31 protein-coding genes are annotated in these 25,057 nt (G+C 62.9%); 12 read left to right on the top strand and 19 right to left on the bottom strand.

Going from position 1 to position 25,057, the window contains the following annotated elements:
* Positions 1-284: 284 nt before the first annotated feature.
* Entirely contained in the window at positions 285-1,310 is a 1,026-nt protein-coding gene (locus tag AAEQ75_RS14525; protein WP_143505979.1) for a LacI family DNA-binding transcriptional regulator, read from the top strand.
* Here AAEQ75_RS14525 and AAEQ75_RS14530 read toward each other — a convergent pair whose 3' ends face one another.
* Genes AAEQ75_RS14530 through AAEQ75_RS14540 form a run of 3 tightly spaced genes read right to left on the bottom strand, consistent with a single transcriptional unit; the run spans position 1,311 to position 4,901 of the window.
* Entirely contained in the window at positions 1,311-2,414 is a 1,104-nt protein-coding gene (locus AAEQ75_RS14530) for a DUF1513 domain-containing protein (RefSeq protein ID WP_343349407.1), read from the bottom strand.
* A gap of 2 nt (positions 2,415-2,416) precedes the next feature.
* On the bottom strand, positions 2,417-3,478 hold the full coding sequence (locus AAEQ75_RS14535; RefSeq protein ID WP_343349408.1) for an imelysin family protein: 1,062 nt from the start codon (positions 3,476-3,478) through the stop codon (positions 2,417-2,419).
* Between the two features lie 10 nt (positions 3,479-3,488).
* Entirely contained in the window at positions 3,489-4,901 is a 1,413-nt protein-coding gene (locus AAEQ75_RS14540) for a di-heme oxidoredictase family protein (RefSeq protein ID WP_343349409.1), read from the bottom strand.
* Between the two features lie 254 nt (positions 4,902-5,155).
* Between AAEQ75_RS14540 and AAEQ75_RS14545 the strand changes: the two genes are divergently transcribed.
* Positions 5,156-5,866 (top strand): AzlC family ABC transporter permease, encoded by a 711-nt coding sequence (locus tag AAEQ75_RS14545; protein ID WP_343349410.1) that lies wholly within the window; start codon positions 5,156-5,158, stop codon positions 5,864-5,866.
* A complete protein-coding gene (locus tag AAEQ75_RS14550; protein ID WP_084340564.1) occupies positions 5,866-6,195 on the top strand; it encodes an AzlD domain-containing protein in 330 nt (109 codons plus the stop codon). Before AAEQ75_RS14545 ends, AAEQ75_RS14550 begins: the two co-directional genes overlap by 1 nt.
* Positions 6,196-6,304: 109 nt before the next feature.
* Here the strand turns inward: AAEQ75_RS14550 and AAEQ75_RS14555 are convergent, their stop codons facing one another.
* The 7 genes from AAEQ75_RS14555 to AAEQ75_RS14585 form a co-directional block, all read right to left on the bottom strand.
* Positions 6,305-6,892, bottom strand: coding sequence for a putative glycolipid-binding domain-containing protein (locus AAEQ75_RS14555; RefSeq protein ID WP_343349411.1), 588 nt, complete (start codon positions 6,890-6,892; stop codon positions 6,305-6,307).
* Between the two features lie 164 nt (positions 6,893-7,056).
* On the bottom strand, positions 7,057-7,398 hold the full coding sequence (locus tag AAEQ75_RS14560) for a HopJ type III effector protein (protein WP_343349412.1): 342 nt from the start codon (positions 7,396-7,398) through the stop codon (positions 7,057-7,059).
* Entirely contained in the window at positions 7,395-7,688 is a 294-nt protein-coding gene (locus AAEQ75_RS14565) for a DUF1244 domain-containing protein (protein ID WP_256833502.1), read from the bottom strand. The genes AAEQ75_RS14560 and AAEQ75_RS14565 overlap by 4 nt, the downstream gene beginning before the upstream one ends.
* A 76-nt stretch (positions 7,689-7,764) precedes the next feature.
* Entirely contained in the window at positions 7,765-8,136 is a 372-nt protein-coding gene (gene folX / locus AAEQ75_RS14570; RefSeq protein ID WP_003462464.1) for a dihydroneopterin triphosphate 2'-epimerase, read from the bottom strand.
* A complete protein-coding gene (gene folE, locus AAEQ75_RS14575; RefSeq protein ID WP_343349413.1) occupies positions 8,136-8,696 on the bottom strand; it encodes a GTP cyclohydrolase I FolE in 561 nt (186 codons plus the stop codon). Before folE ends, folX begins: the two co-directional genes overlap by 1 nt.
* Before the next feature lie 22 nt (positions 8,697-8,718).
* Complete coding sequence (gene folM / locus AAEQ75_RS14580; RefSeq protein ID WP_343349414.1) at positions 8,719-9,429, bottom strand: dihydromonapterin reductase; 711 nt, start codon at positions 9,427-9,429, stop codon at positions 8,719-8,721.
* Positions 9,430-9,745: 316 nt separating this feature from the next.
* Positions 9,746-10,312 (bottom strand): antibiotic biosynthesis monooxygenase, encoded by a 567-nt coding sequence (locus AAEQ75_RS14585; RefSeq protein WP_343349415.1) that lies wholly within the window; start codon positions 10,310-10,312, stop codon positions 9,746-9,748.
* Between the two features lie 367 nt (positions 10,313-10,679).
* Between AAEQ75_RS14585 and AAEQ75_RS14590 the strand changes: the two genes are divergently transcribed.
* Positions 10,680-11,633 carry a MerR family transcriptional regulator gene (locus tag AAEQ75_RS14590; RefSeq protein ID WP_343349416.1) on the top strand — a complete coding sequence of 318 codons (954 nt, stop codon included), beginning with the start codon at positions 10,680-10,682 and terminating at the stop codon, positions 11,631-11,633.
* Between the two features lie 21 nt (positions 11,634-11,654).
* Here AAEQ75_RS14590 and AAEQ75_RS14595 read toward each other — a convergent pair whose 3' ends face one another.
* Both AAEQ75_RS14595 and AAEQ75_RS14600 read right to left on the bottom strand, forming a co-directional pair.
* Positions 11,655-12,263, bottom strand: a complete 609-nt coding sequence (locus tag AAEQ75_RS14595; RefSeq protein ID WP_343349417.1) for a hypothetical protein — start codon at positions 12,261-12,263, stop codon at positions 11,655-11,657.
* 66 nt (positions 12,264-12,329) lie between these two features.
* On the bottom strand, positions 12,330-12,776 hold the full coding sequence (locus AAEQ75_RS14600; protein ID WP_179574199.1) for a PAS domain-containing protein: 447 nt from the start codon (positions 12,774-12,776) through the stop codon (positions 12,330-12,332).
* Positions 12,777-12,878: 102 nt separating this feature from the next.
* Here AAEQ75_RS14600 and AAEQ75_RS14605 point away from each other — a divergent pair, with 102 nt between their 5' ends.
* From AAEQ75_RS14605 to AAEQ75_RS14640, 8 genes are all read left to right on the top strand, one after another.
* A complete protein-coding gene (locus AAEQ75_RS14605) occupies positions 12,879-13,328 on the top strand; it encodes a flavodoxin (protein ID WP_099525688.1) in 450 nt (149 codons plus the stop codon).
* 188 nt (positions 13,329-13,516) lie between these two features.
* Positions 13,517-14,293: a class II aldolase/adducin family protein gene (locus tag AAEQ75_RS14610; protein WP_430523417.1), complete on the top strand. Its 777-nt coding sequence runs from the start codon at positions 13,517-13,519 to the stop codon at positions 14,291-14,293.
* The gene (locus AAEQ75_RS14615; RefSeq protein ID WP_343349419.1) at positions 14,290-15,183 is read left to right on the top strand and encodes an alpha/beta fold hydrolase; all 894 of its coding nucleotides are present in this window, start codon (positions 14,290-14,292) and stop codon (positions 15,181-15,183) included. The genes AAEQ75_RS14610 and AAEQ75_RS14615 overlap by 4 nt, the downstream gene beginning before the upstream one ends.
* Complete coding sequence (locus tag AAEQ75_RS14620; RefSeq protein WP_343349420.1) at positions 15,176-15,706, top strand: DUF1569 domain-containing protein; 531 nt, start codon at positions 15,176-15,178, stop codon at positions 15,704-15,706. Before AAEQ75_RS14615 ends, AAEQ75_RS14620 begins: the two co-directional genes overlap by 8 nt.
* A 106-nt stretch (positions 15,707-15,812) precedes the next feature.
* Complete coding sequence (locus tag AAEQ75_RS14625; RefSeq protein ID WP_084340571.1) at positions 15,813-16,085, top strand: hypothetical protein; 273 nt, start codon at positions 15,813-15,815, stop codon at positions 16,083-16,085.
* Positions 16,086-16,197: 112 nt separating this feature from the next.
* Entirely contained in the window at positions 16,198-17,109 is a 912-nt protein-coding gene (locus AAEQ75_RS14630; RefSeq protein ID WP_179574195.1) for an SDR family NAD(P)-dependent oxidoreductase, read from the top strand.
* Positions 17,110-17,339: 230 nt separating this feature from the next.
* Positions 17,340-17,924 carry a DJ-1/PfpI family protein gene (locus tag AAEQ75_RS14635; protein ID WP_343352395.1) on the top strand — a complete coding sequence of 195 codons (585 nt, stop codon included), beginning with the start codon at positions 17,340-17,342 and terminating at the stop codon, positions 17,922-17,924.
* A gap of 152 nt (positions 17,925-18,076) precedes the next feature.
* Entirely contained in the window at positions 18,077-18,379 is a 303-nt protein-coding gene (locus AAEQ75_RS14640) for a ribbon-helix-helix domain-containing protein (protein ID WP_343349421.1), read from the top strand.
* 235 nt (positions 18,380-18,614) lie between these two features.
* On the opposite strand, the gene AAEQ75_RS14645 is transcribed toward AAEQ75_RS14640, so the two are convergent.
* From AAEQ75_RS14645 to AAEQ75_RS14675, 7 genes are read right to left on the bottom strand one after another with little or no spacing between them, the layout of a single operon-like run.
* Positions 18,615-20,102, bottom strand: a complete 1,488-nt coding sequence (locus AAEQ75_RS14645; RefSeq protein ID WP_343349422.1) for an ATP-binding protein — start codon at positions 20,100-20,102, stop codon at positions 18,615-18,617.
* Positions 20,099-20,755, bottom strand: coding sequence for a response regulator (locus AAEQ75_RS14650; protein WP_106734472.1), 657 nt, complete (start codon positions 20,753-20,755; stop codon positions 20,099-20,101). The genes AAEQ75_RS14645 and AAEQ75_RS14650 overlap by 4 nt, the downstream gene beginning before the upstream one ends.
* A gap of 27 nt (positions 20,756-20,782) precedes the next feature.
* Positions 20,783-21,433, bottom strand: coding sequence for a tetratricopeptide repeat protein (locus AAEQ75_RS14655; protein WP_343349423.1), 651 nt, complete (start codon positions 21,431-21,433; stop codon positions 20,783-20,785).
* Positions 21,434-21,444: 11 nt separating this feature from the next.
* The gene (locus AAEQ75_RS14660) at positions 21,445-22,236 is read right to left on the bottom strand and encodes an SDR family oxidoreductase (RefSeq protein ID WP_256833481.1); all 792 of its coding nucleotides are present in this window, start codon (positions 22,234-22,236) and stop codon (positions 21,445-21,447) included.
* A gap of 4 nt (positions 22,237-22,240) precedes the next feature.
* Complete coding sequence (locus tag AAEQ75_RS14665) at positions 22,241-22,900, bottom strand: TenA family transcriptional regulator (protein ID WP_106734475.1); 660 nt, start codon at positions 22,898-22,900, stop codon at positions 22,241-22,243.
* Complete coding sequence (locus tag AAEQ75_RS14670) at positions 22,897-24,345, bottom strand: AMP-binding protein (RefSeq protein ID WP_343349426.1); 1,449 nt, start codon at positions 24,343-24,345, stop codon at positions 22,897-22,899. The genes AAEQ75_RS14665 and AAEQ75_RS14670 overlap by 4 nt, the downstream gene beginning before the upstream one ends.
* Positions 24,329-25,018 carry a thermostable hemolysin gene (locus tag AAEQ75_RS14675; RefSeq protein ID WP_343349428.1) on the bottom strand — a complete coding sequence of 230 codons (690 nt, stop codon included), beginning with the start codon at positions 25,016-25,018 and terminating at the stop codon, positions 24,329-24,331. The genes AAEQ75_RS14670 and AAEQ75_RS14675 overlap by 17 nt, the downstream gene beginning before the upstream one ends.
* Positions 25,019-25,057 lie beyond the last annotated feature (39 nt).

Raw genomic sequence — 25,057 nt, forward strand, 5'->3', positions numbered from 1 at the left:
AATGTCAACGCGACAGAGGTGGAAATCGAGGTGTTTCGTTTGCTCGTAACTGAGCCGATTCAGTCTGCTCAGTGAGTCGATCTGGGGAGCGGAAATATAGCTTGGTTGGCTCTATCACGGCAGTTAATCGTGTTGGTACAGTTTATTCGAGCAGTTCGGGTAGCATCAGGCTGGTGCAGGGTCGGTATGCTCGATGCCTGTTTGACTAAAGTTGTATGACAACATATCTCGATCAGGTTGGTGTGCCTCCTTATGCGAGGTGTTCGAGTGACTGGAGGCGTGACATGGGCAGGAAACCTGCTGGCATCCGCAGCAGTGCGGCCCCGACCTTGATCGATGTCGCCAAGGTCGCAGGGGTGTCGCCGATTACAGTATCGCGTGCACTCGGCCGGCCTGAAGTGGTCACCGATGCGACCCGTAAGCGCGTGCTGGAAGCGGTTCGGGCGACCGGTTATGTCCCCAACCTTGCCGCGGGGGCGCTGGCTTCAAGCCGTAGTCGGCTGGTGGCGATTTTCCTGCCGACCATTGCCAACTCCATATTCGCCGACACTGTGCAGGCGCTGACCGACCGCCTGGCAGCGGCGGGCTATCAGACCCTGCTGGGCCTGACTGGCTATCGTCCGGAACAGGAGGAAGCCTTGCTCGAGGCGGTGTTGGGGCGTCGACCGGATGGCATCGTGCTGACCGGTACCGAGCACACCCAGGCCAGCCGCGAGCGCCTGGCGCGAGTCGGTATCCCCCTGGTCGAGGCCTGGGATCTGTGTGAGCACCCGGTGGATATGCTGGTCGGCTTCTCGCACGAGGCTGTTGGCCAGGCGGTGGCGAGCTATCTGATCGGCAAGGGCTACCGTCGCGTGTCGGTGGTGGGCATCGATGACCCACGTGGTATGCGCCGTTATCGAAGCCTGACAGAGGCGCTGGAAGGTCATGTAGATGCGCCGGTGGCTGCACAGATTTTGCCCGCGCCGGCGACTCTGGCGGTTGGCCGCGAGGGGCTGGGCAGGCTGCTGCGCGAGGGCGTCGCTGGCGACGTGGTGGTCTGCAGTTCCGACACCGTAGCGCAAGGGGTGATGGCCGAGGCGCTCAGCCGCGGCCTGCGCATTCCTGAGGATCTTGCGGTGATGGGCTTCGGCGACCTGTCCAGCGCCGCCCATACCCATCCGCCGCTTTCCACCGTGCGAGTGGACGGGCCGCGTATCGGCTGTGCCATCGCCGATGCGCTGCTGGCGCGTATTGCCGAGCCGGCCGCTGCGCGTCAGCCGCTGCGCATGGATGTGGGTTTCGAACTGATCGAACGCGGCAGCGCCTGATCAGGCCAGGCGCAGGTGGTTGTCCCACAACCCGGCGGGTAGTTGCAGAGCCTGGGTGGCGATGCGTTCGCCGCGGCAATCGTACAGGCGACAACGGCCCTGGCCCGAGGTCACCACGAAACCATCGGCCACCGCACCGACACCTGCGCAGTCCGGCAGCGGCACGTCCAGGCGCACCTGTGCACTGTCCAGATCCCAGATGAAGAAGCGGTTGCCGCGCGGTGCGGTCATCGCCAGCAGGCGCAGCTCGTCATGGATCGCCACGCTGGCGGTGTACTGGTTCATCGCCGCCCGCTGAGGCTCGCCCAGGCCGAACGGCTGGAAGGGCTGACCGGGGCGTTTGATCGCCAGTAGCGGTACTTGATCGTGCAGGTCGCCCATGTACTGCTGGCCGCTGACCACCGTGCCGTCGCGCGCGACAGCGAGGTGGCGGATGCTGTTCTGCTGGTCGGCCAGATACTCCTGGCTGACCAGGCTGCCGTCGCGCTGCATCAGCACCAGGCTGGCCTGCATGGCGTCTAGGTTCATGTCGACGCGGCTTTCCGCTTCGGTGCGGATGCCGCCGTTGGCCACCACCAGGGTTTCGCCATCGGGCATCCACAGCAGTTGGTGCGGGCCTACGCCGTGGCTGCTGTGTTCAGCTGCGCGCAGTAACTGCTCGCCTTGCAGGCGATAGGTGCCAATCACGCCACGGCCTGGCTCGGTGGTGTCGTTCTCGGTGGCGTACAGCCACTCGCCGCCCTTGTGGAATACCGCGTGGCCGTTGAAATGACGCTCGGCCGGCGAGGTCAGCGTTTGCACCAGGCGACCGTCGCGGGTGTCGATCAGGTAGCTCTCGGTGCTGGGGCGGCGACCGACGAACAGGGCCATGGGCAGGCTGGGGTGCGGCACCACGTCATGACAGCGTTCGGTCACCGGAGTGGCGAAGGCGCGTTCACCGTCGAGGCGATAGCCAACCGCGTAGTGGTTGCCGTCGCCATCGTCACGGGCTGACAGCAGCAACGGTTGTCCTGATGGGCCGAACAGCGTCCAGCCGCCAAAGACACCCGCGGCCGCCAGGCTGGCGGCGGCTGCACTGAGGCCGAGGAAGGCTCTGCGTTGCATGCTCAGTCTCCGTCGTGGGCGTTGAAGCCGATCTGCACGCCGAGCGCTTTGGCCAGCTCACTTTCCTGCAGGCGGTGCAGACGATTGAGGCTGTCGTACAGCTCGTTCAGGGCGGTGCGACCGGCTTCTTCGGCGAGCAGTTCGACCAGTGGGCTGTCGAGTGCAGCCAGGCGCTGGCGGGTGTCCTGGTAGGCGGCGTCGATGCGTTTGGCCAGGTCGGCCTGATCCTCGCCCAGTAGCGATTGAATGCCATCACGGTTGCTGCCGTGCCACAGCAGTTCGGCGTTGGCCAGCGCCGCACCCTGGTTGGCCAGGCTGGCGGCACTGCGCCAGGCTTCTGCCTGGTAAGGCTGGGCTATGCCCTTGCTCTGGCGGCCCATCGGCGCACCGAGCTTCTTCTTCAGGCCGTCCAGGGCGCTGACCTGCACCCGCAACAGTTCGGCGATGGCCTCGTTGGCGTCGGCGTAGCGTTCGTTGGGAAACTGCTTCAGCTGTTCGGCCATGCCAGATTTGGCTTGCCACTCGCCGACGATCTCCGCAGCCAGGGCTTGCTGGTGCTTGCCGATGGCCTGCAACAGCGGGCAGTAGCGGGCTTTCTGCTCGGCCTGGGCGAGGTCCAGATTGGGGTCGAAGAGAATGTATTCGTAGGCGGTCAGGCCCTGCACCACCACGCTGGCATTGGACAGGTCATCCGCGCTGAGCTGCGGCTTGTTCTTCAGCAGGGCTTCGACCTGGCGCTGGACCAGGTTCTTCTTGTCCGGCCAGAACTGAATCTGCCAGGCGCGGTTGCCTTCGGCCAGCGGCCCGACCAGCAACGGCTGCAAGCCGGCCCAGGCACTCTGGGCACCGAGAAAGGCCTGGCGGGCGGTGCTCAGATCGGCGCTGCCGGCGCAGAAGGCCTCGGCATTCACGGCCAACTGGCGGTCGGCCTCCTGCCAACTGCTGTAGGCCGGCAGCAGCACGCCATCGGTCAGCGCCGCGCTGACCTTGGCTTTCGGGTCCTGCTGGCCGCAGCCGACCAGGGCCAGGCCGAGTAGAGAGGCGATCAGGGTTTTGTGCAACATCGCAGGCTCCTTAAAGAGAATTCAGGAAGGCGAGCAGCGCTGCTCGCTCATCGCTATCAAAACGCAGCACCTGCTGCTTGGCCGCTTCGGCCTCGCCACCGTGCCAGAGAATGGCTTCCAGCAGGTTACGGGCACGGCCGTCATGCAGGAACTGAGTATGGCCATTGACCGTTTGCGTCAAACCAATGCCCCACAGCGGCGCCGTGCGCCATTCACGACTGTTGGCGAGAAACTCCTCGCGGCCATCGGCCAGCCCCTCGCCCATGTCGTGCAGCAGCAGGTCCGTATAAGGCCGGATCAGTTGGCTGGCCAGTTCCGGCTCCGCCGCATCGGCCGATGTGGTGAAACTGGGGGTGTGGCACTTCTGGCAACCGGCCTGGTGGAACAGGCTCTTGCCCTTGAGCGCGTCAGGCGAGTCGACGTCACGCCGTGCCGGCACGCCCAGGTTACGACTGTAGAACAGCACGCTGGCGAGGATGTTGTCGCTGACTTCCGGTTCGCCGCCATGGGGCGCAGCCAGGCAATCGGTTTGCGCCGTGGTGCAGTTGTCGTGAGGGATCAGCGAGCTGGTCAGGCCCATGTCATTGGCGAAGGCTTCGGCATTTTGCTGATTGAGGTTGGGTTGGCCAGCCTTCCAGCCGAAACGGCCAAGTGCACTGCGCTGCTGCTGGCGGTCCCAGACCCAATTGGGACGACCGGAAATACCATCGCCATCGGCATCGTCCGGGTCGGCGCCGGCCAGGATGTCTTCTTCGGCGATGGCTTCGAGCAGGCCGAGGCCGATCATCGGCGGGGCGATGCGTGCCGAGAACCGGGTGTCGGGGTGCATGTCGCCGTAACCGAGCTGGCTGATGATCAGCTCTGGCTTGCGCAATTCCACCACTGTGCCGTCGGCGAAGCGCAGAGGCACGCTGCTGTAGGTCACGCGTACCTTGCCTTCGGGGGTAACACCGGGGTTGGCCATGTCCTGCATCTGGGTGCCGTAGGTGGGCTCGGCGACCACGCCCTGTTGGATCAGCACCTCGGCATGCTCCGGGCCGGCCGGTATCGACAGACGCACCAGCATCGAAGTGGCGCTGACCGCGTCTAGCCCCGGTGGATGGCCGCGACCGTCCTTGATATGGCAGTTCTGGCAGGCATTGGTATTGAACAGCGGGCCCAGGCCATCGCGCGCTGTGGTGGTGGCTGGCGCCGTGACCCAGGGATTACGGAAGAAGCTGTTGCCCACGGCGAAATCCAGGCGACGGCTGGGTGCGAGGTTCGCCGAAGGCAGGGAGAAGGCGTTTTGATCGAACTTGCGTACCGTCGCCGCACCGGCCGAGAGATGTTCGCCAGGCTCTGCCTGGGTCAATTCAGGCTGCTGTTCGCAAGCGATCAAAGACAGGGCCAGAAAGGGCAGCAGGCAGTGCTGGAGCAGCGACATCGAGGAACAATCCGAACAGGCAGAGAAGCGGGGCGCCAAGATTAGCAGGCTAACGGAATTTAAATAAGATGGATTAGCGTTATCTAGACGCGGCCAGAGGTCGCGGGGTATGCCGGCATCATTCCTTCCCTGTCATCAGCTTCTTCGATTATCTATGCAGTGGCTGCGGCTTCAGAGAGTGGTGCTGATTGAGAGCAAGAATGTTCAAGACCTGCCTGGGGCGTTTGGCTAAGATCGCCTACCTAGGAGGTTCCATGTCCCGTCATCACGAATTCACCCAAGGCGCCCGCGATATGCTGCCGATGCTGCTCGGCGCCATTCCCTTCGGCATCATCTTCGGCAGCCTGGCTGGCGCTGCAGGGCTCGATCCCTGGCAAACACTGGGTATGTCCGCGCTGGTGTTCGCCGGCTCTGCACAGTTCATCGCCATCAGCCTGTTGGCTGGTGGCGCTGGCATCGCCGTGGTGCTGTTGACCACCTTCGTGGTCAATTTGCGTCATGCCCTGTACAGCGCCAGTATGCAACCCCACGTGCGCCACCTGCCCAAGCGCTGGCGCGTGCCATTGGCCTTCGGTCTGACCGACGAGGCCTACGCGGTGGTGGTGCAGCGCTATGCGCGGGGCGACAAGGGCGCTTTCCGTCACTGGTATTTTCTCGGCGCGGCGTTGGCCATGTACTGCAACTGGCAGCTGTGCACGCTGGTCGGCGTGCTGTTCGGTCAGGCAGTGCCAAACATCGGCGAGTGGGGGTTGGACTTCGCCATGCTGGCGACTTTCATCGGCATCGTCGTGCCGATGTTGCGTAGCCAACCACAAGTAGCGGCCGCCCTGGTGGCGGGCGCCGTGGCGCTGGCGTGCCATGCCTTGCCCTACAAGCTCGGGCTGATGGCTGCGGCGGCCAGTGGCATCGTCGTCGGCGTGTGGTTGGAGCGGCGTAATCCGGCGTTGCAGGAGGAGTTGGTCTGATGGATATCTGGTTGCTGATTCTGGGCATGCTGGCGATCACCTTCATCACCCGCTACAGCCTGTTTGCCTTCCCTGATCTGCGCTTTCCGCCGCTGATCAGGCAGGGGCTGCATTACGTGCCGACTGCAGTGCTGACGGCCATTGTGGTGCCCGGCATGCTGATGCCGGACGGACAGTCCTGGATGCTCAGCTGGAGCAACGCCTACCTGCTGGCAGGTGTGGCGGCCATTGCTATCGCGGCGTTCACGCGGCACTTGCTGGCGACCATCGGTGGGGGATTGTTGGTGTTCTTTCTGCTGCGCTGGGCGTTCGGGCAGTTACCGATCTGAGTGGCGCATGCCTTGGCTTTGCGTAGGGTGCGTTGCGCGCACCAGACAAATACCGCCGTATTCACAGTGTGCGTGGCGCACCCTACCGGGGAGGATCGCTGGAAGCCCGCTACACCAGCGCGCTGACCTTGAGCTCGCGCTGGCTCAGGCGCAGGTAGTGCTCGTCTGTCTTGAGCAGCAGCGCCTGGTCGTCGACGCTCAGTTCCTCGTGCGCACGTCCTTCGGACTGGCTGCGGTAGAGACTTTCGCCCGGGCGACGACGCAGGCAGTGATAGCGCTGCTGGCGCGGTTCCACCTTGAGGCTGAGCATGTCGATGTAGGCAACCTGCATCTCATCACTCTGCCCGGCTTCCAGGGCGCTGCGTTGCAGGGCTGGGGTGTGGGTGAAGGGCGAGGCCGAGAGCATGACGTGCTGGCATTGCTGCAGATCGGGACGCGGTACGCCATTGAGCAGCCAGTTGCCGCGCAGATCACGCTGCAGGCAGAGGTTGCGCTGGCCGTGGTTGTCGACTTTCAGCCAGAGACGACGGAAGCGCCAGCGCGGGTCGCAATCGATCAGGTAGTTGGCAACGATGCTGTTGCCCTTGATGACTTGCATGAGATGGCTGGTCGCGTGGATGCCATTGGCATCCTGGCTCAGGCGCAGGGTTTCCAAGCCGGGGGTGTACCAGGGTTTCCATACCAGGGTTTGCTGCATCGGTCGACTCCATGCCGAGCGCGAAACAGGAGGGAAGGGCGCCATTGCCCTCAGAACACGTTCCCTCGTGTTCCATGTTTGTTATGGCGTGCAGGATAAAGCGATAGCGATGTGATGTCTGTCAGCTTTTGCCGACAGTTGCGCAGGTTTTTTGCGCTATAGATTCAGCCTTTCGGTTTGAGTGGTTGCTGTTCGAACTTCACGCCGTCCAGGCAATGCACCATCAGAGCGCGGATGTTGCCGTGGTCACTGCCTTGCGGCGTGGTCAGCACGCTGCGGTAGTGCTCGCCGAAAGCACGCAGCGCCTCGTCGTTGCTGAACCCTTCCAGCAGGGCCAGACCCAGGGTCTTGCAGGAACCTTCGTTCTGGCCCGCGGCGTTTTCCACGTTGCCATTGCGGAAGGCGCTGGGCTGATAGTCATAGTGCTCGGCGACGAAGGCCAGGGTTTCACTGAAGGCGTAGTCGTCCTGCTGCAGGCGGCTGCGCAGTTCTTTCAGGGCGGTCATTCATGCTTTCCTTTTGCAAAGGCGGCTTGCTGTTCGGCCGACGCTTCTTTCTGATACTTGGCCTTCCAGTCGGCATAGGGCATGCCGTAGACGGTCTCGCGGGCCTGGTCGGCGCTGACCTCGACACCGAAGTCGTCGGCGGCGGCCTTGTACCACTTGGACAGGCAGTTGCGGCAGAAACCGGCCAGGTTCATCAGGTCGATGTTCTGCACGTCAGGACGGCTGCGCAGGTGCTGCACCAGTGCGCGAAAGGCTGCAGCTTCCAGTTCGAGGCGTTCTTGCTCGGTCATGGTGGGCTCTCCGGGATTAGGTGGCGGGCGATGATAAGAGCCGCGCTGGGAGGCGACAAGCCGCCGAAGGCGGCTGTCAGCGATGGCCTGCCAGAGTAATGGATACCGACTCGGCGAAACGCAGGGCATGTGGTTTATCTACTTCCACTTCCGCATAGCGCACGGCCTGATGGGTCATCACCAGGTCGAGGATTTCCTGGGTCAGGCGCTCGAGCAGGGCGAAGCGATTGCCTTCGACATGGGCGATGATCGCCTTGGTGATGGTGCGGTAGTTCAGCGCATGCTCGATGTCGTTGACCTCTACCGCATCCACGGCGGGGTAGAGGATGGTCAGGTTGATCAACACGTCCTGCTTGTTGTTGATCTCTTCTTCCTTGATGCCGATGTAGGTGCGCAGGCGCAGGTCCTTGACGCGGATGCGCGCCATTCCGGGTTCCAGTCGCGGCATTAGTTGTTCCGTCCGATCAGTTGCAGAAATTCGTGGCGAGTGTTGCAGGACTCGCGGAAAGCGCCAAGCATCACCGAGCTGCTCATCACCGAGTTCTGCTTCTCCACGCCACGCATCATCATGCACATGTGCTTGGCCTCGATCACCACCGCGACGCCAGCGGCGTTGGTCACCTGCTGGATGGCATCGGCGATCTGCTTGGTGAGGTTTTCCTGGATCTGCAGGCGCCGTGCATACATGTCGACGATGCGTGCCACCTTGGACAGCCCGAGTACCTTGCCGGTGGGGATGTAGGCGACATGTGCCTTGCCGATGAAGGGCAGCAGGTGGTGTTCGCACAGCGAGTACAGCTCGATGTCCTTGACTATCACCATCTCGTCGTTGTCGGACTCGAACAGCGCGCCGTTTACGATTTCCTCCAGCGACTGCTGATAGCCATGGCAGAGGTACTGCATGGCCTTGGCCGCGCGTTTGGGTGTATCGAGCAGACCCTCACGTTCGGGGTTTTCACCGAGGCCTACGAGAATTTCGCGGTATTGCTGGGAAAGAGGTTGGCTCATGGCAGTGTCCTGAGCAGTCGCTTCACTTGAGGTGGCGACCGCCGTTGAGGGTAAGGGTGGTTCCGGTTACGTAGGGGTTGTCCAGCAGATAGCGCAATGTCTGGTAGAAGGCTTGCGGGCCGGGTTCTATGCCCAGCGCCGATTTGGCCAGAGTCTTGGTGCGGTAGGCGTCGTCATCACTATCGTTGAACATCAGCAGCGCCGGGGCGATGCTGTTGACCCTGATGTGTGGCGCCAGGCGTGCGGCGAACGACAGCGTCAGGCTTTCCAGGCCAGCCTTGCTGGCGCAGTAGGCAGGGCGATTGGCGCTGCCCTTGCGCACCACGTCATCGCTGACGTGAACGATATCGGCCTGTTCCGACTGCAGCAGCAGGTCGCTGCAGTGCAGGTTGATCAGATACGGTGCGAGCATGTGCACGTTGAACAGCTGGCGAAAGGCATCGGCTTCTTTGCCGGGTGTTTCGGCCAGCCAATCCGAGGCGTTGTGCACGATTGCGCGCAGGCCACTGCAGTGCGCCTTGATCTGCTCGATGAATGCGAGAATCCCTACCTCGTCACTGAAATCGGCTTGAAATGCTGTGGCGCCGCGCTCACGCAGTCGGGAAATACTATCGCGCTCATGGCGGTAGCTGATGATCACCGGCTGGCCTTCGTCGAGCAGGCGTTCGACGCAGTAGAGGCCGACCCTTTGGCTGGCGCCGGTGATCAGGATAGGGAAGCTGGCAGCGCTCATGTGCAACTCGTGAAAAAGGAATGAAGGCCTGGCTCGTACCGCCTCGGGATACCTGACCAGTGGCAGGCGCTACTCACCAGGCCGTGGATAAAGCTATACCAGAGCAGCAGGTTGTACAACCATGTGCGACATGTGGTTTTGCTATCAGGCTGAGTGGATTTGCCTATTTTGCTGAGTTTTAAGGATTTTTACTGAGGTGGTTGAGAAGGGTATTTTGTACTTTGCCTGTACGAGTTAGTGTTTTTGTATAGATATTGGCTGCTTTACAACGAAATCGGCCAGCACGAGGCTGGCCGATTGGTGGAAGTGGATGCTTTCAGGGCTTGCCAATGCTGGCGGCTCGCCTGCTCAGGCGCTGCGGGTAGTTACCTTGTAGCCAGGGTTCCAGCAGGCGAGTGGAAAGCGGGATGAACCAGTAGGTCATCAGTGGCGTCAAGGCCAGCGTCGATAGCAGTACGCGGGTGACCAGCGAAAGGTCGGCGAGCGAGGGGCCCAGCAGCAGGTTGAAGGCCAGGGATACCGGAAAGAATGCCAGCCAGATCGCCACACTCTGCTTCCAGCGCGGAGGCTGTCGATGGGCACTGCCGAACCAGGCGTCGAGGCCTACTGCACGCTTCTCCAGCGGTTGGGCAAAAAGGCCCGCGCCACGCTGCAGCCAGGCCTGGCGTGAGGCTGAGTGCTCCCAGGAAGCCATGGTCTGTTCGTCGCTGAAACGGAAAACGATCTGGAACTCATCATCGCCGGCAGGCGGTGCCAGTACGCCGGAGCCGAGGTAGCCAGGGAAGTCGGTGGCCAGGTGTTCGCCTTCACGCAGCCAGGCGATGAAGTCGTGATAGCGACCATTGGCGACGCGGCGCGCCACCATCAGGGTTACGGGGGACATTGTGTATCTCCTCGAGTGTTGCCGTCAGCCGGGGTGTGGCGTAGGGCGCGATCGAGCACGGGGTGGTGTGCTCGACGAAAAATGCAGCAAGGATTATTCCCGTTTCGTGACAATTTGCCAGCCCCGCCTGACAAGGGGCTCCAGACGGGTTAAAGGAGAAACCTTGGTCGGGATTTGCACCATTCAAGGGCATGGGCTGTGTGCGATGGTTCGGTGAAGGGCGCCAGGCATGGATAAACACCGCGCTTGAGGCTGCCGTTATCCTTGTTGTTGTGCTTGGTATGGTTTTGTACATATCTTGCACAATGCCAGTGAGCAGTTGCTGGGTTACAATTGCCCAATATTCGTTGCCGTGATGCCCGAAGCCATGCCCGAACTCGCCTCCGTCACATCGCTCGCGTCCAGCGCTTTGAAACAGGAAGAGCTGTTCCCTATTCGCGAGGTTTCCCGCCTTACCGGTGTCAATCCGGTCACCCTGCGTGCCTGGGAGCGGCGTTACGGCCTGATTCAGCCGACACGGACCGATAGCGGCCATCGCCTGTATTCGCAGGCCGACATCGACGCGGTGCGCAGCATCCTCGCCTGGATCGAGCGTGGCGTCGCGGTCAGCAAGGTCGGTTCGATCCTGGCCAAGAGCGCCAGCAGTCGTAGCGTCGCCACGCCCGCCTACAACGACGTCGTCAGTGACGACTGGAGTCAGTGGCAGGATCAACTGCGCAGCGCGCTGCAGAACTTCGATGAGTCTCGTCTTGAGCGTGTGTACGGGCAGATTTTCTCCTGCTATCCGCTGCAGGTGGTATTTCAGAGCATCTTCATGCCGGTCTGGCAGGAGCTTCTGCTGCGTCAGGACGAAGTCGGTCAGCGCGGCGAGTGGCTGATGCTCGACGGCTTCCTGCGTGGGCGTTGCTGGCAGCGACTGCAACTGGGACGCGATGATTCGCGCGAGCGCGTGCTACTGGTGGCGCTACCTGGCCACTGCCGAGAGCTTGAGCTGCTGATTGCTGCGTTGCTGTTGGGCAATCAGGACATCGACGTGGCGGTGATGGGGCCCGGTGTTCCGATGGCCGATCTGGCCTTGGTTTGCGAACGCATGCAGCCGCAGGCGCTGGTGGTTTTCAGCAATCAGCCGCCAGGTGATGAATTTCCGCGGCAACTGGCGCGTCTCGCGCTTGGTCTGGAATGTCCGGTGCTGCTGGCCGGAGACAGTGCCGATCTGGCGGAGGAGAGCTTGGCCGGCTCGCCCATCGCGTGCCTGGGTAGCGAAGGGCGTCTGATGCAGCGTCGTCTGCAGCAGTTCCTGGCTGGCCATCTCGATACCTGAGATGGCCCTGGCTGCTGAGTCTCAGTTGGCTGCTACGGTCTGCGGTTGTTGTTCGTTGTGCTGTTCGAACAGGTACTGACGCAGGGTCTGTTCATCTTCTTCATGTAGCGTCTGCAGGCTGTAGGCGTAACACGTCTGGCTGACACGTCTTGCCAGCTGTGCGCGCAGTTGAACGCGACGCTCCTGAGGCAAGATCAGCTGTAGCAACTGATCCTTGGCCGGCATGCCTGCTTTGCTGTATTCCACCAGAACTGCATTGTTCGATAGCTCCAGCGCCTTCAGGCCGCTGGGCTGGTCGCTGCTGTCCAGTAGCGTCAGCGCAGTGGTTAGAGCGAGGCGCCATGGGCGTTCGTTCACCCCTTGTTCGAAGATCAGCGGGGCCCCCAGTTCCAGGCGCGACTGGCTGTGGTCGTCCTGAATCAGGTGCAGGGGAAAGCTCAGATGCTGATTGTCGGTATGGGTGTCCAGGCTTAGCTGCTCTTCGTTGCCCAGGCGAGCCAGAAGCTCACTGAGTCGATCGCCCAGAGCCAACTGCGGCGCTGCGTTAGAGCGCCGCTTTTGCGGAGGTTTGAAGAGGATCTTCTGGAGGAAATCCAGTTCGTCCTGAGTCAGCAGCGGGTCGCTTTGCATGGAGTAAATACTGCAAGGGGGCAAACCCTTCTGACTGCCGCGCCAGACGATAGTTTTATCCGTTCATCAGCTTTTCAGACGCGCCAGTTCGGCCTTCAGCTCCGCTACTTCCACCTCCAACTCGCGTACGCGCTGCTTGGCTTCGACCTGTTCGGTGACATCCTTCTGGATGCCGATGTAGTAGGTCAGTTGGTCGCTTTCATTGAGCACTGGAGTGATCGACAGCTCGTTCCAGAAAGCGCTGCCGTCCTTGCGGTAGTTGCGGATGATCTGTCGGCAGGGTTTGCTGGCCTTGACGGCTTCGCGAATGGCCTGCAAGCCGAACTGGGCCCGGTCACTGCCCTGCAGGAAGCGGCAGTCCTGGTAGAGGATGTCATCGCTGGTGTAGCCAGTCAGGCGTTCGAACGCCGCGTTGGCGTAGATCAGGATATTGTCTTCGCCCTCCTGCTCGGCCACCACGATTCCATCGTTGGAGGCGTCTACTACCAGTTGCAGCAGTTTGGCATTGATCATGAGTCCGGTTCCGCGATGGATATGCGCTGCATTCTAAAACATCGGGTCGGGCTGTCCACTTGCGGCATAATGCGCGGCGTTTTTCCTGTTTCCGGAGTTGTCATGAAAGTCGCCATTGTCTCGGGTTCGGTCTACGGTACGGCCGAAGAAGTTGCACGCCACGCCGAGCGCCAGCTCAAGGCCGCCGGGTTGGATGCCTGGCACAAAGCGAATATGAGCCTCGAGGAGTTGCTGGCCTTCGCGCCGGACGCATTCCTCACCGTGACGTCTACCACCGGCATGGGCGAACTGCCTGACAACCTGTTGCCGCTGTACAGCGAAATCCGCGATCGTCTGCCGGCCTGGAGCGGCAAACCGGCTGCGGTGCTGGCGCTGGGCGACTCCAGCTACGACACCTTCTGCGGCGGCGGCGAGCTGATTCGTGAGCTGTATGCCGAGCTGGGTCTGCGCGAAGTGGTAGAGATGCTGCGCCTGGATTCCAGTGAGACGGTGACCCCGGAAACCGATGCCGAGCCCTGGCTGCAAGCATTCGCTGCTGCGCTGAAGGCCTGACATGTCCCAATACCCCGAGCAGGTATGAGCTGCCGATAAAAGCGGCGAATACCTCACCATCGCACCGCGGCGCGCCAGCGCCGTGACCTGCAAAGCCATCAAGATGGCTGCCAGGGCAACTACCGCCAGCGGCGCGTCTGGCTAGACTGCGGACACCACCGATCAACAAGAATATCGAGGTGACCGCCGTGAATGCTCCGCTGAAACTCCCTGCTGTGAAGAATCTGGTTTCCGAGGCCGAATGGCGCGCGCGCGTGGATCTCGCTGCCTGCTACCGACTGATCGCTCTCTACGGCTGGGACGACCTGATCTTCACCCACATCTCCGCCAAGATTCCGGGCACCGAGGATTTCCTCATCAACCCCTATGGCCTGATGTTTCACGAAATCACCGCGTCGAGCCTGATCAAGGTCGACCTGGCGGGCAACAAGCTGATGGAAAGCCCGTTCGACATCAACCCGGCCGGCTACACCATCCACAGCGCCGTGCACGAGGTACGCCACGACGTCGGCTGCGTACTGCACATCCATACGCCTGCCGGTATCGCCGTATCGGCGCAGAAGCAGGGCTTGCTGCCGCTGTCGCAGCAGTCGCTGTTCGTCCTCGCCAGCCTGGCCTACCACGGCTATGAAGGGGTGGCGCTGAATCATGACGAGAAGGCGCGGCTGCAGGCGGACCTGGGCGACAAGAATTTCATGATCCTGCCCAACCATGGGTTGCTTACTGCTTTCGGCGGCATCGCCGACGCTTTCCTGGGTATGTTCATCCTGCAGCGTGCCTGCGAAATCCAGATCATGGCGCAGAGCGGTGGTACCGAACTGATCCATATTCCGCAGCAGATTCTCGACGGTGCGCGGGCGATGATCGCCGGTGTGATGAAAACGCCACAGGGTATGGGTGGCTCGCTGCCCTGGCCGGCGCTGCTGCGCAAGCTCGACCAGCAAATGCCGGGCTACGACCAGTGAGCGACTTGCCAGGCATCGCCCTGGACGACTGGTGCGCTCAAAGCCGGACACTGGATTTTCGCGGCCATGCCATTCGTTACTGGGTCGCCGGTGACGCCGATGCCGAGCCGCTGCTACTGATTCACGGCTTTCCCAGCGCCAGTTGGGACTGGCATCGTCTGTGGGCGCCGCTGGCCGAGCGTTACCGGCTGATCGCCTGCGACATGCTCGGCTTCGGTTATTCGGCCAAGCCGCGTGGGCACGCCTATAGCCTGCTGGAGCAGGCCGACCTGCAGCAGGCGCTATTGGCCCATATTGGCGAGCAGCGCGTGGTACATGTGCTGGCCCATGATTATGGCGACAGCGTCGCGCAGGAGCTGATCGCGTGGCATCAGGAGGGGCGGTTACAACTGGCGAGTTGCGTGTTCCTCAACGGCGGCCTGTTCCCCGAAACGCATCATCCGGTGCGGGTGCAGAAGTTGCTGCTCGGGCCGCTGGGACCGCTGATCGGGCGTCTGTTTTCGCGGCGCAAGCTGGCGCAGAGTTTTGCCCGTATCTTCGGCCCGCACACCCAGGCCAGTGAGGCCGAACTGGATGCCCTGTGGCAATTGGTGGCCTACAACAACGGCCCGGCGGTGATGCATCGTCTGATTCGCTACATGCCCGAGCGCCGCCAGCAGCGGCAACGCTGGGTGGCAGCGATGCAGGCGACGACCCTGCCGATGCGGGTGATCGATGGCGCCTTCGATCCCATTTCAGGAGCGCACATGGTGACGCGTTACCGTGAGTTGATCGCCGACGCCGACACGGTGCTGCTCGACGGCATCGGCCACTATCCGCAGCTGGAAGCGCCGGCTGCGGTGCTCGATCATTACCTGCAATTTCGCCACGCAAGGAGCTTGCATGCGTAGACGTACCCTGTTGAAAGGCGCTGCGCTCGGTGGCGTCGCAGCGCTTGGAGTCGGTTACTGGGCGTTGCCTGCGGGGCCGCGACCGGCGGCTGTCAGCCTGGAGGGCGCGCGCCAGGTGTTGGCGGACCTACACGGCAAGACGCTGCAAAGCCTGCGTGGCTGGAGTCCGGCCGAGGTGTTCAATCACTGCGCGCAGAGCATCGACTATTCCATCGACGGTTATCCCGAGCTGAAGCCGGCCTGGTTTCGTCACAGTGTCGGGCCAGCCGCATTCGCCGTGTTCAGCGCCCGTGGCGCCATGCGTCATCCGCTGGATGAAGCGATCCCCGGCGCCGCCACGCTCAGCGAGCCGGCCAGTCAGGTGCTGGCGTTGCAGCGCTTGCAGGCGGCGTTCGAACGCTTTGCCGGTCACGAGGGCGAGTTACAACCGCACTTTGCCTACGGTGCGCTCGATCACACCGAGTATGCCGAGGCGCACGTGCTGCACCTTTACAACCACCTGAGCTTGATCCGCATTGCTTGAGCACGCGTGAATTTGAACCAGTTGGCGCTGAAACAATTTTTGTCGAACCTCTGCCGCCGAGAGTGACTCAGTAACTCTGTCACTCACAGGAAAGTAGAGGTTAACCATGAACAAGAAGTTATCTGCACTGCTGCTGAGCGGGATTCTGGGCGCGATGGCTTTGCCTGCCTTCGCTAGCAGCGACACCAATGCTCCGGGCACCCCGGGGACTACCACGCCGACCACTCCGGGCGACACCAATCCGATGAACCCGGGCGATGACGGTGAGGGCATCCCTCCTGTTCAGGGGCCCAACACCGATGGCAACCCCGGTGGTGATGGGGCTGGTTCGGGTGATGGCAGCGGCGGCGACGGCTCGGGTTCCGGCGCCGGTAACTGAGCCGCATAAGGTCGCATTATCGGCCGTCATTCAGCAGCCCCGCGCGCCTTGTGAAGCGCGTGGGGCTGTTTGACACTCGGCGCATTAACAACCTGCCCCGAGGACGCTGTCGATGAGCGATGCCATCCGTTTCGAAGATCAAGTAGTCATAGTCACCGGTGCCGGCGGTGGCCTGGGCCGTGCCCACGCGCTGTTGTTTGCCCGCCACGGTGCCAGGGTGGTGGTCAACGACCTCGGTGGTAGCACCCACGGTGAAGGAGCCAACGCCTCTGCTGCCGACAAGGTAGTGGAAGAGATTCGCGCCTTCGGTGGGACCGCGGTGGCCAACCATGATTCGGTGACTGACGGCGACAAGATCGTGCAGACCGCGCTGGATCATTTCGGTCGTATCGATGTGCTGGTCAACAACGCCGGTATCCTGCGCGACAAGAGCTTCCACAAGATGGAGGATGCCGACTGGGATCTGGTTTACAAGGTCCATGTCGAAGGCGCCTACAAGACCACTCACGCTGCCTGGTCTCACTTGCGCGAGCAGAACTTCGGCCGCGTTATCTTCACCTCGTCCACATCTGGTATCTACGGCAACTTCGGTCAGAGCAACTACGGCATGGCCAAGCTCGGCCTGTACGGGCTGACGCGCACCCTGGCCATCGAAGGCCGCAAGAACAACATCCTGGTCAATGCCATCGCCCCCACCGGTGCCACACGCATGACCGAAGGATTGATCCCGCCGCAGGTGTTCGAACAGCTCAAGCCCGAGCTGGTCAGCCCGTTGGTGGTGTATCTCGGTAGCGCCGCCTGCCAGGACACCGGTGGCCTGTTCGAGGTCGGTGGTGGTTGGGTTGGCAAGGTGCGCTGGGAGCGCAGCCTCGGCGCAGGTTTCGACCCCAAGGCCGGTTTCAGCCCGGACGACGTGGCGGCGCAGTGGCAACGTATCTGCGATTTCGAGGGCGCTGCGCACCCGGCGGACAACGTCGAAGCGCTCAAGGAAATGATGGCGAACCTGCAGAAGTACGCGCTCTAGGCCGCAGGCCATCACTGAAAGGCCGGTAGCGATCAGGCAACGCGGTGTTTCGTGGTCCGGCTCCGGGGCGAGGCTTGGCCAGGCCATGCCGCTCTGGTTCGCGGCGGGGCGCCGCTCCTACACAGTCGGTATATCGACGCTTGGCTTTTTGTTGAGTAGTACTCGGCTGTTACCTGTCGGAAGAAATAGGGGCGAATAATGGCGTTCGTTCCACCTACCTTCAGGAGACGATCATGGCTGCCAAGAAGATTCTCATGCTGGTCGGCGACTACGCCGAGGACTACGAAACCATGGTGCCGTTCCAGGCACTGCAGATGGTTGGCCATACCGTGCATGCGGTCTGCCCGGACAAGGTAACCGGGCAGACGGTACGCACCGCCATCCACGATTTCGAGGGCGACCAGACCTACAGCGAAAAGCCCGGCCACAACTTCGCCCTCAACTATGACTTCGCCAAGGTGCGTGCCGACGAATACGACGCGCTGCTGGTACCCGGTGGCCGTGCGCCCGAGTACCTGCGCCTGAACGCCGATGTCATTGCCTTGGTCAAGGCGTTCGCGGCGGCTGACAAGCCCATCGCTGCCGTCTGCCACGGTGCCCAGTTGCTGGCGGCAGCAGGGGTGCTGGAGGGACGTGAATGCAGCGCCTATCCTGCTTGTGCGCCGGAAGTGGCGCTGGCCGGTGGCAAGTACGTGGAAATCCCGGTGGACCAGGCGCACGTACAGGGCAAGCTGGTCAGCGCGCCGGCCTGGCCCGCGCATCCGGCATGGCTGGCAGCGTTTCTCAAGGTGCTCGGCACGGAAATTCGCCTGTAACCTCCGTAGCCGGATGTAATCCGGGCGCATCATCGCCGGCATTCACGCACTGACTGCACCGGGCTATGGCGCGAGCAAGACGTAGGGCGGGTGCAACCCGCCAGTCCATACGTGGCGGGTTGCACCCGCCCTACCTTTCAGGAGCACGACCTATGTGCGAACTGTATGTAAAGGCCGACCCCATCCTCTACGAATCGCGCTCACGCTCATTGCGCATCCGCGGTGTGGTCACCACGTTGCGTCTGGAAAATCAGTTCTGGGACATCCTGCGCGAAATCGCCGAAGTTGATGGCATGACCACCAACCAGCTGATCGCCAAGCTGCATGACGAGATCATGGATTTTCGCGGCGAAGTGGTCAATTTCGCCTCGTTCCTGCGTGTCAGCTGCACCCGCTACCTGGCACAGAAGGCCGGGCGTCAGGTGCCGCTGAGGGTGGTTGGGGTCAGCGGCTGAATCACTGGTACATCCAGAAGTTCGGATGTTCCTGCGCGTTCGGGGTGCTGGGTTGCTGGCTAGGCTGGGGTGGTTGGAAGAAGCGTTTGATCAGGCTCATGCGACGTTACTCCTGTAGGGGTTGTTGAACAGGTGTGCATGATCGGAGACGCGCTTCGATTGATAAAACGGATTGTCTCTATCTTGATGATTGGGTATGGCTATACCTAATCTTGATGCCTGCCCTCGTGATCACTCAAGCATGGCTGCCGGGACGCCGGGGCAAGCGCACGCTGACGCGCAGGCCGCCAAGTGGTGACTCGTCCAGGGCGATGCTGCCCTGATGCAGTTCCACCACGCGGCGCACGATGGACAGCCCCAGGCCAGCGCCCTGGCCTTCGCCAACGCGGAAGAAACGCTCGAACAAGCGCTCGCGCAGTTCCACCGGCACACCTGGGCCACTATCGAGCACTTGCAGTACCAGGTCTTGCGGCGTGGCCTGGAGTTGCACCTGAATGCAGCCGCCTGCCGGGGTGTACTGCACGGCATTGCTCACTAGATTCTGCAGCAGGATACCCAGGCTGGGGCCGTCAGCCGGCAGATGATATTCGCCCGGCTCCTGGGCCTCGAGGATCAGCTCCTGGCCGCGATTGAGGGCCAACGGGGTCAGCTCGGCCAATTCGCTGCGCAGGAAGGCCAGCAGGTCGAGGTCATTCATGTTCAGGCGCACGCCATTGGGATCCAGTCGCGCCAGGGTCAGCAGTTGGGCGACCACGCGGGTGGCACGGTCGACGCCGCTACCCAGCTGTTTCAACGCCTCTTCGCGGTCACCGGGGTCCGGCGCCTCCAGGGCGTTCTGCGCGTGGATGCGCAGCACCGCCAGCGGCGTGCGCAACTCGTGGGCGGCATCGGCGATGAAGCGCTTTTCCTGCTCGAGCAACTGGTTGACCTGCATCAGCAGGCGATTGAGTGCGGCGGCCATCGGCTCCAGTTCGTTGGGTAAGGGCGGGAAGACCAGCGGCGCCAGGTTGTCCGGTGCGCGGCCGCGGATGGCATCGGCCACGCGCTTGAGCGGATACAGGCCCCAACCCACGGTCAGCCACAGCAGCAAGCCGACGATGGGAAGGCCGATCAGCAGCGGCTGCAGGCTGCGCCGGGCGATCTTGCCGATCAACTCGCCGCGTACGTCCTCGCGCTCGCCCGCCAGTACCCAGTGGTAGTCGCGGCTGTCATGCAGGACGAACACCCGCCAGTTGTGTTCGCCGATGGTCAGGTTGTGGTAACCGATCAGGTAGCGAGCCAGCTGCGCCAGGCGTTCGCGCATCGGTTGGTCATCATTGGGCAGAGCCAGGCCGAGCTGTTGGATCATGTCGTTGAGCAGACCGGGTGGCGCGCTGGCAGACTGGAACAGCAGCTCGCCATCATCGTCGAGCATCTGGAAGGCCAGCTTGCCTTCGTATTCGTGGCCGAACAGGTTCTCCGGATTGCGCGAGCTGTGCAGCAGCAGGGCTTCATCGAGCACTGCCTGCATCTCACGGCGCTCGGTCTCGCTGAGGTCGTGGCGTACCAGGCCCATGAGCAGGCGGGCGGTCTGCGCCAGCTGCGCATCGAACAGCTCGCGTACTTCATGCACCGAGTCGTTGTAGATCTTGTGGCTGATCAACCCGAAGCTGGCCGCTACCAGCAGTAGCAGCAGGGCGAGCAGACGGGTGCGGATGGAGCCGAAGGTTTTCAGCAACCTCATTTGTCCACCAGATAACCGACGCCGCGTACCGTGCGGATCAGTTCCGGGAAGAATTTCTTGCGCAGGTGGTGCACGTGCACTTCCAGGGCGTTGCTTTCCACTTCCTCATCCCAGCCGTACAGCGCCTGTTGCAGCTTGTCGCGAGTCAGTACGCGACCGGGCTGGATCAGCAACTCGTGCAGCAAGAGGAATTCCTTGCGTGGCAGGTTGATGGTCTGGCCCTGGTATTCGACCACCTGGCTGGCCGGGTCGAGGCTGATACCGCGGTACTCCAGCGCCGGTTGCGGGCGTTGGAAGCTGCGCCGCAGCAAAGCGCGTAGACGCGCCTTGAGCTCGGCGACGTCGAAGGGCTTGATCAGGTAGTCGTCGGCGCCGGCATCGAGCCCGGCGATGCGGTCGCTGGTGGCATCACGCGCGGTCAGTATCAGCACCGGCACCGGATTGGCCGCAGCGCGCAGGTGCTTGAGCACCTGCAGGCCGTCCATGCGCGGCAGGCCGAGGTCGAGAATGGCCAGCTCGAAACTCTCGTGGCTCAGCGCATGCAGCGCACTGGCGCCATCCTGCAGCCAGTCCACGGTGTAGCCTTCGGGTTTCAGCGCGGTGCGAATGCCTTCGCCCAGGGCCTGATCGTCTTCGACGAGAAGAATGCGCATGGCAACTCCTGTAGGGATGCGTCCGAGTTACTGGAGTTTACGCTCGACTTGCCGCAAAAGCGCCGTGGCTTCTGCGCGGCGGCCCTTGTCAGCCAGTTCACGGCCGGGGCGATCCTTGGCGGCCAGGGCTTTCTCCAGGGCTGCGCGGGATTCCTCGTAGCGTTTCTGCCGTTGCAGGTAGTCGCCGTAGAAGTAGTTGGGGTCGAGGCCGTCCGGGTTGATCGCCAGTGCCTGTTGGAGCATCTGCTCGGCCTTCTCGTCATCGCCGAAACCGATCGGCCAACCCGGTACCTGGTAGTACAGGCTACCGAGGCTGGTGTAGGCCGAGCCGGCCAGGGCTTGCGGATCGATGGCCAGGGCCTGTTCCAGGCTGGCCTTGGCTTCCTTGACCAGGCCCAGGGCGCCGAGACCACCTTTGGCGCCGGCCTCGGTGCTGAGGATGATGCCGCGCCAGATCAGCAGCTCAGCTGCCTTGGGCTCGCTGGCTAGCGCGGCGTCGGCCTGCGTGACGAGCTTGGCGAAGGCCTCTTCACGCTGCTTCTCCGGCGTCTGGTAGTTGATCTCTGCCCAGCGTGTTTGCAACTGATGCAACTGAGCCTGGCCGTTGTCACTGAGGGCGAAGGCGGGCAGGGCGGTGAAGCCGAGGGCGGCGATGATCAGGGTGCGAAATGCGTTCACGGGAAATCTCCTCAGTGCTTGTGGCGGGCAAAGCGTTGAATGATCGGCAACTGCTTGCGCAGGGCCTGGTCGACCACGCGTGGCAGCAGGCCGTTGAGGCGCACGAACAGGCGTTCCGGCCAGCCCAGGTGACGTTCCTCCTGCTCGCGGCGGATGGTGTCGAGCAGTTCCTTGGCCACCTGCGCGGGGTCGTCCATGGCCACGCCAAGCTCATCGTTCATCGCCACCACGCTAGGGGCGTTCATCGACGTGCGGGTGGCGCGCGGCGCGAAGTAGAGGACGCGTACGTGCGTGTCGGCCAGTTCGCGGCGCAGCGCCTCGGAGAAGCCGCGCACGGCGAACTTGCTGGCGCAGTAGGCAGCGAAGCCGGGGTAGCCGATGGCGCCGAAGGTGGAGCCGACGTTGATCACCAGCGCACGCCGTTGCGCGCGCAGCAATGGCAGCAGGCGTTGGGTCAGTTGAAGCGTGGCGGTGACGTTGAGGCCGATCAGCTCGGCGATCTGCTGCTCGTCCTGCTGGTCGAGCAGGCCGAAGCGGTTGACCCCGGCGGCGTTGATCAGGCAATTCAGTCCGCCAAAGTTCTGCGCCGCGGCGACCAGTGCATCACGGCCGCTGCGGGTGGCGATGTCGGCCTGCACCAGCTGCACGTTCTGTGGGAAGCGTTGCAACAGCGGTTGCAGGGGCTCCAGGCGACGGCCCACCAGCAGCAGATGGGCACCTTCGCTGGCCAGACGATGCGCCAGGGCCAGGCCGATGCCACCACTGGCACCGGTGAGCAGAGCACGGCAATCCGTCGGTTGCATGACCTTACTCCTCGCTCGACAGCGGCAGGCTGCGGAACATGTCGCCGTACAGGCGGTAGACGACCTTGGCGGTGTGCACCACGGCGGCCTTGTCATCGTCGTTGTCCAGTTGGTTCATCAGCTTCTTGAAGAACTCGATGTGCTCCAGGTCCAGACTGCCGTGGGAGTTGAGGTAGCTGAAGGCCTTGTTCGGCAACTGCAGCTTGTCCTGAATGATGCCCGCTGCCTGGGTGGCCAGGGCGATGCTGGTGCCTTCGAGCACGTTGACCATGCCGAAGAAACTCACCGGGTTGTGCCGGGCGATGCGGTCGTATACGTAGGCCACCATCAACTCGGTCGGCAGCTGCGGAGTGCCATGGCGCACCGCTTCTTTATCGGCACCACAGGCGGCGATGTCGTTGAGGATCCACTCCTGGTGGCCGGTTTCCTCCTCGATGTACTCGGCGATGGCCTCGCGCAGCCATTCCAGACGTTCCGGCAGACGCGCACCGCAGGCCATCAACAGCGGCACGGTGTGCTTTACGTGGTGGTAGGCCTCGGTGAGGAAGGCGATGTAGCTGCGCAGGGCGACCTGGCCGGTCATGGCCTGCTGGATGATCGGTGCGCCGAGCAGGTAGTCGCGTTCGGCTTGGGTCTGGGCCAGCAGGGATTCGTAGAAGCTCATGCGTGTACTCCTTCTGCCACCAGGTCATGGATGGCGCTTTGGTAATGGTTGAACAGGGCAGCGCGGCGCAGGCGGCCATTGGCTGTAGCCAGGTCATTGCTCGCGCTGAAAGGGGCATCGGCGCGCAACCAGTGGTGCACGCGGGCGTAGTCCGGCAGGCCGTGATTGACGGCGTCCACGGCTTCCTGCAACTGCGCATCGGGGGTATTGGCGAAGCGCGGCACCAGCACCGCGACGTTTGCTGCCAGCGCCTCGCCGTGCAGCCAGGCCTGGGCGATGGGCAACTGTTGCACTAGCTCGGACTCGACCCATTCCGGGTTGACGTTGCGCCCGAAGGCAGTGATGAACTGATGTTTCTTGCGCCCGTGCAGCACCAGAAAACCGTGCTCGAAATGACCGAGATCGCCGGTGCCCAACCATTCTCCTTGCGGCGCCGGCTCACCGAGGTAGCCGAGCATGCGGGCGCCCTTGACCAGCACTTCGCCATCGGTTGCCAGGCTCACCTGCAGATGGCCAAGCGGCTGGCCGGTGCTGCCGATGCGGCGCTGTTCGGGCGTGTTCAGGCACACCACCGAGGCACATTCGGACAGTCCGTAACCTTCGAAGATCGGCAGACTCAAGGCGTCGGCGCGCTCGAGCAACTGCGCGGAAACCCGCCCACCACCGACGGCGACGAAACGCAGCGAATGCGGCACCGGCAGCTTGCGTTCGCCGGCGCTGACCAGCGCCAGCAGCAATTGTGGCAATAGGATCAGGCTGTGCGGCTGGGCGGCGTGCAGGGCCTGGAGAAAGCGCACCAGGTCGAAGCCGCTGGCCCCGGTCAGGCCGATCTGGGCCATGGGCATCAGTTCGATCCGGGCGCCGGCCAGCAGCGGCGCGTAAACCCCAGCGATGTTCTCCAGCAGGGTGGCCAGCGGCAGGATGCACAGGTGCCGCTGCACCTCGCGGCTGGCGCTGGCCTTGACCAGGCTGTCGGCCACCGCCAGTTGCGTGTCCAGGTCCAGGCACACGCCCTTGGGTTGGCCGGTGGTGCCGGAGGTGTAGGTGATCTTGCAGGTGCCGGCGTGCAGCTCGGCCGGTTGCGCCACCATGCGTCGATGAATGTCGTTCTCGACGGTGGCGAAACCAGGAGCGCCGTTGCCGATCAGGCAGTCGATGCCGGCACTGTCGAGCACATGACGCTGCTGCTCGGCAGAGAAGAACGCCGGCACCGGTACGCAGACCAAGCCTGCGTGCAGCACAGCCAGGTCCCACAGCACCCAGTCGATACCGTTGTCCAGGGCCAGTGCCACGCGGTGGGCGCCGAGGGCCCGCAGGTGTCTGCCTCGTGCGGCGACCGCACCGAGCAGCTCGGCGTAGGTGAGGGTGCGTTCGCCTTCGGCCAGCGCAATATGCGTACCGAACTCACCGAGGCGTGCGAAGAAGGATTCAGCTGCAGACCACATCGGGCATGTCCTCCAGGGCATACAGCGGTTGATGACCGAGACGCGGATAGGCGCCCAGCTGCAGCAGACGCTGATGGCCGCCATGGATGTCGCCGGCCATGACCAGCGGACGGTTGTCGTAGTAGCTGCCCCAGTCGGCCAGCTCATCGCCCATGCGCGCCGGATCGGCTTCGCCGAGGGCGATTGGAGTCAGGCTCAGGCGCTGGAAACTGTTGAGTAGGGTTGGAGTGCCAGTGAAGGTGACCCAGCGAAAACCCAGCGCCACCAGTAGATCGGTCAGGGCGACGATCAGCAGGCGCGCGGCGCCGGGGCTATCGGCGGCCAGGTTGCCGACTTCCACCAGCTCGCCACGGCTCGGCACGCTGTTGCCCAGGCGCGCGCCGATGGCGCTCTGGATCGGCTCGTCCAGGTAACGTTCGAGAAACAGCGGGCCGCTGTTGCCGCTGCGCACGCCGACTGCGCCGAGCAACTGGCCGGTCTGGTTTTCCAGGCCGAACAGACAGGGCATGAAGTGACGGATACGTGCGCCGTGCTGCAGTTCGAAGCGCTGGCAGACGAACTGCTCCAGGGCAACGCGACGTGCGCTGCCGGGCGACGCCAGGTGGAGTTCGTAACTATCGCCGCGCCCGATACGGGCAACGGGACGATCATGATGCGCCCAGGGTAGTTCCATGCTCGGAACCTCGGTGATGAACCTGGGGGCGATTGTGTG

The organism is Pseudomonas sediminis (assembly GCF_039555755.1).
Lineage (GTDB): Bacteria > Pseudomonadota > Gammaproteobacteria > Pseudomonadales > Pseudomonadaceae > Aquipseudomonas > Aquipseudomonas mendocina_D.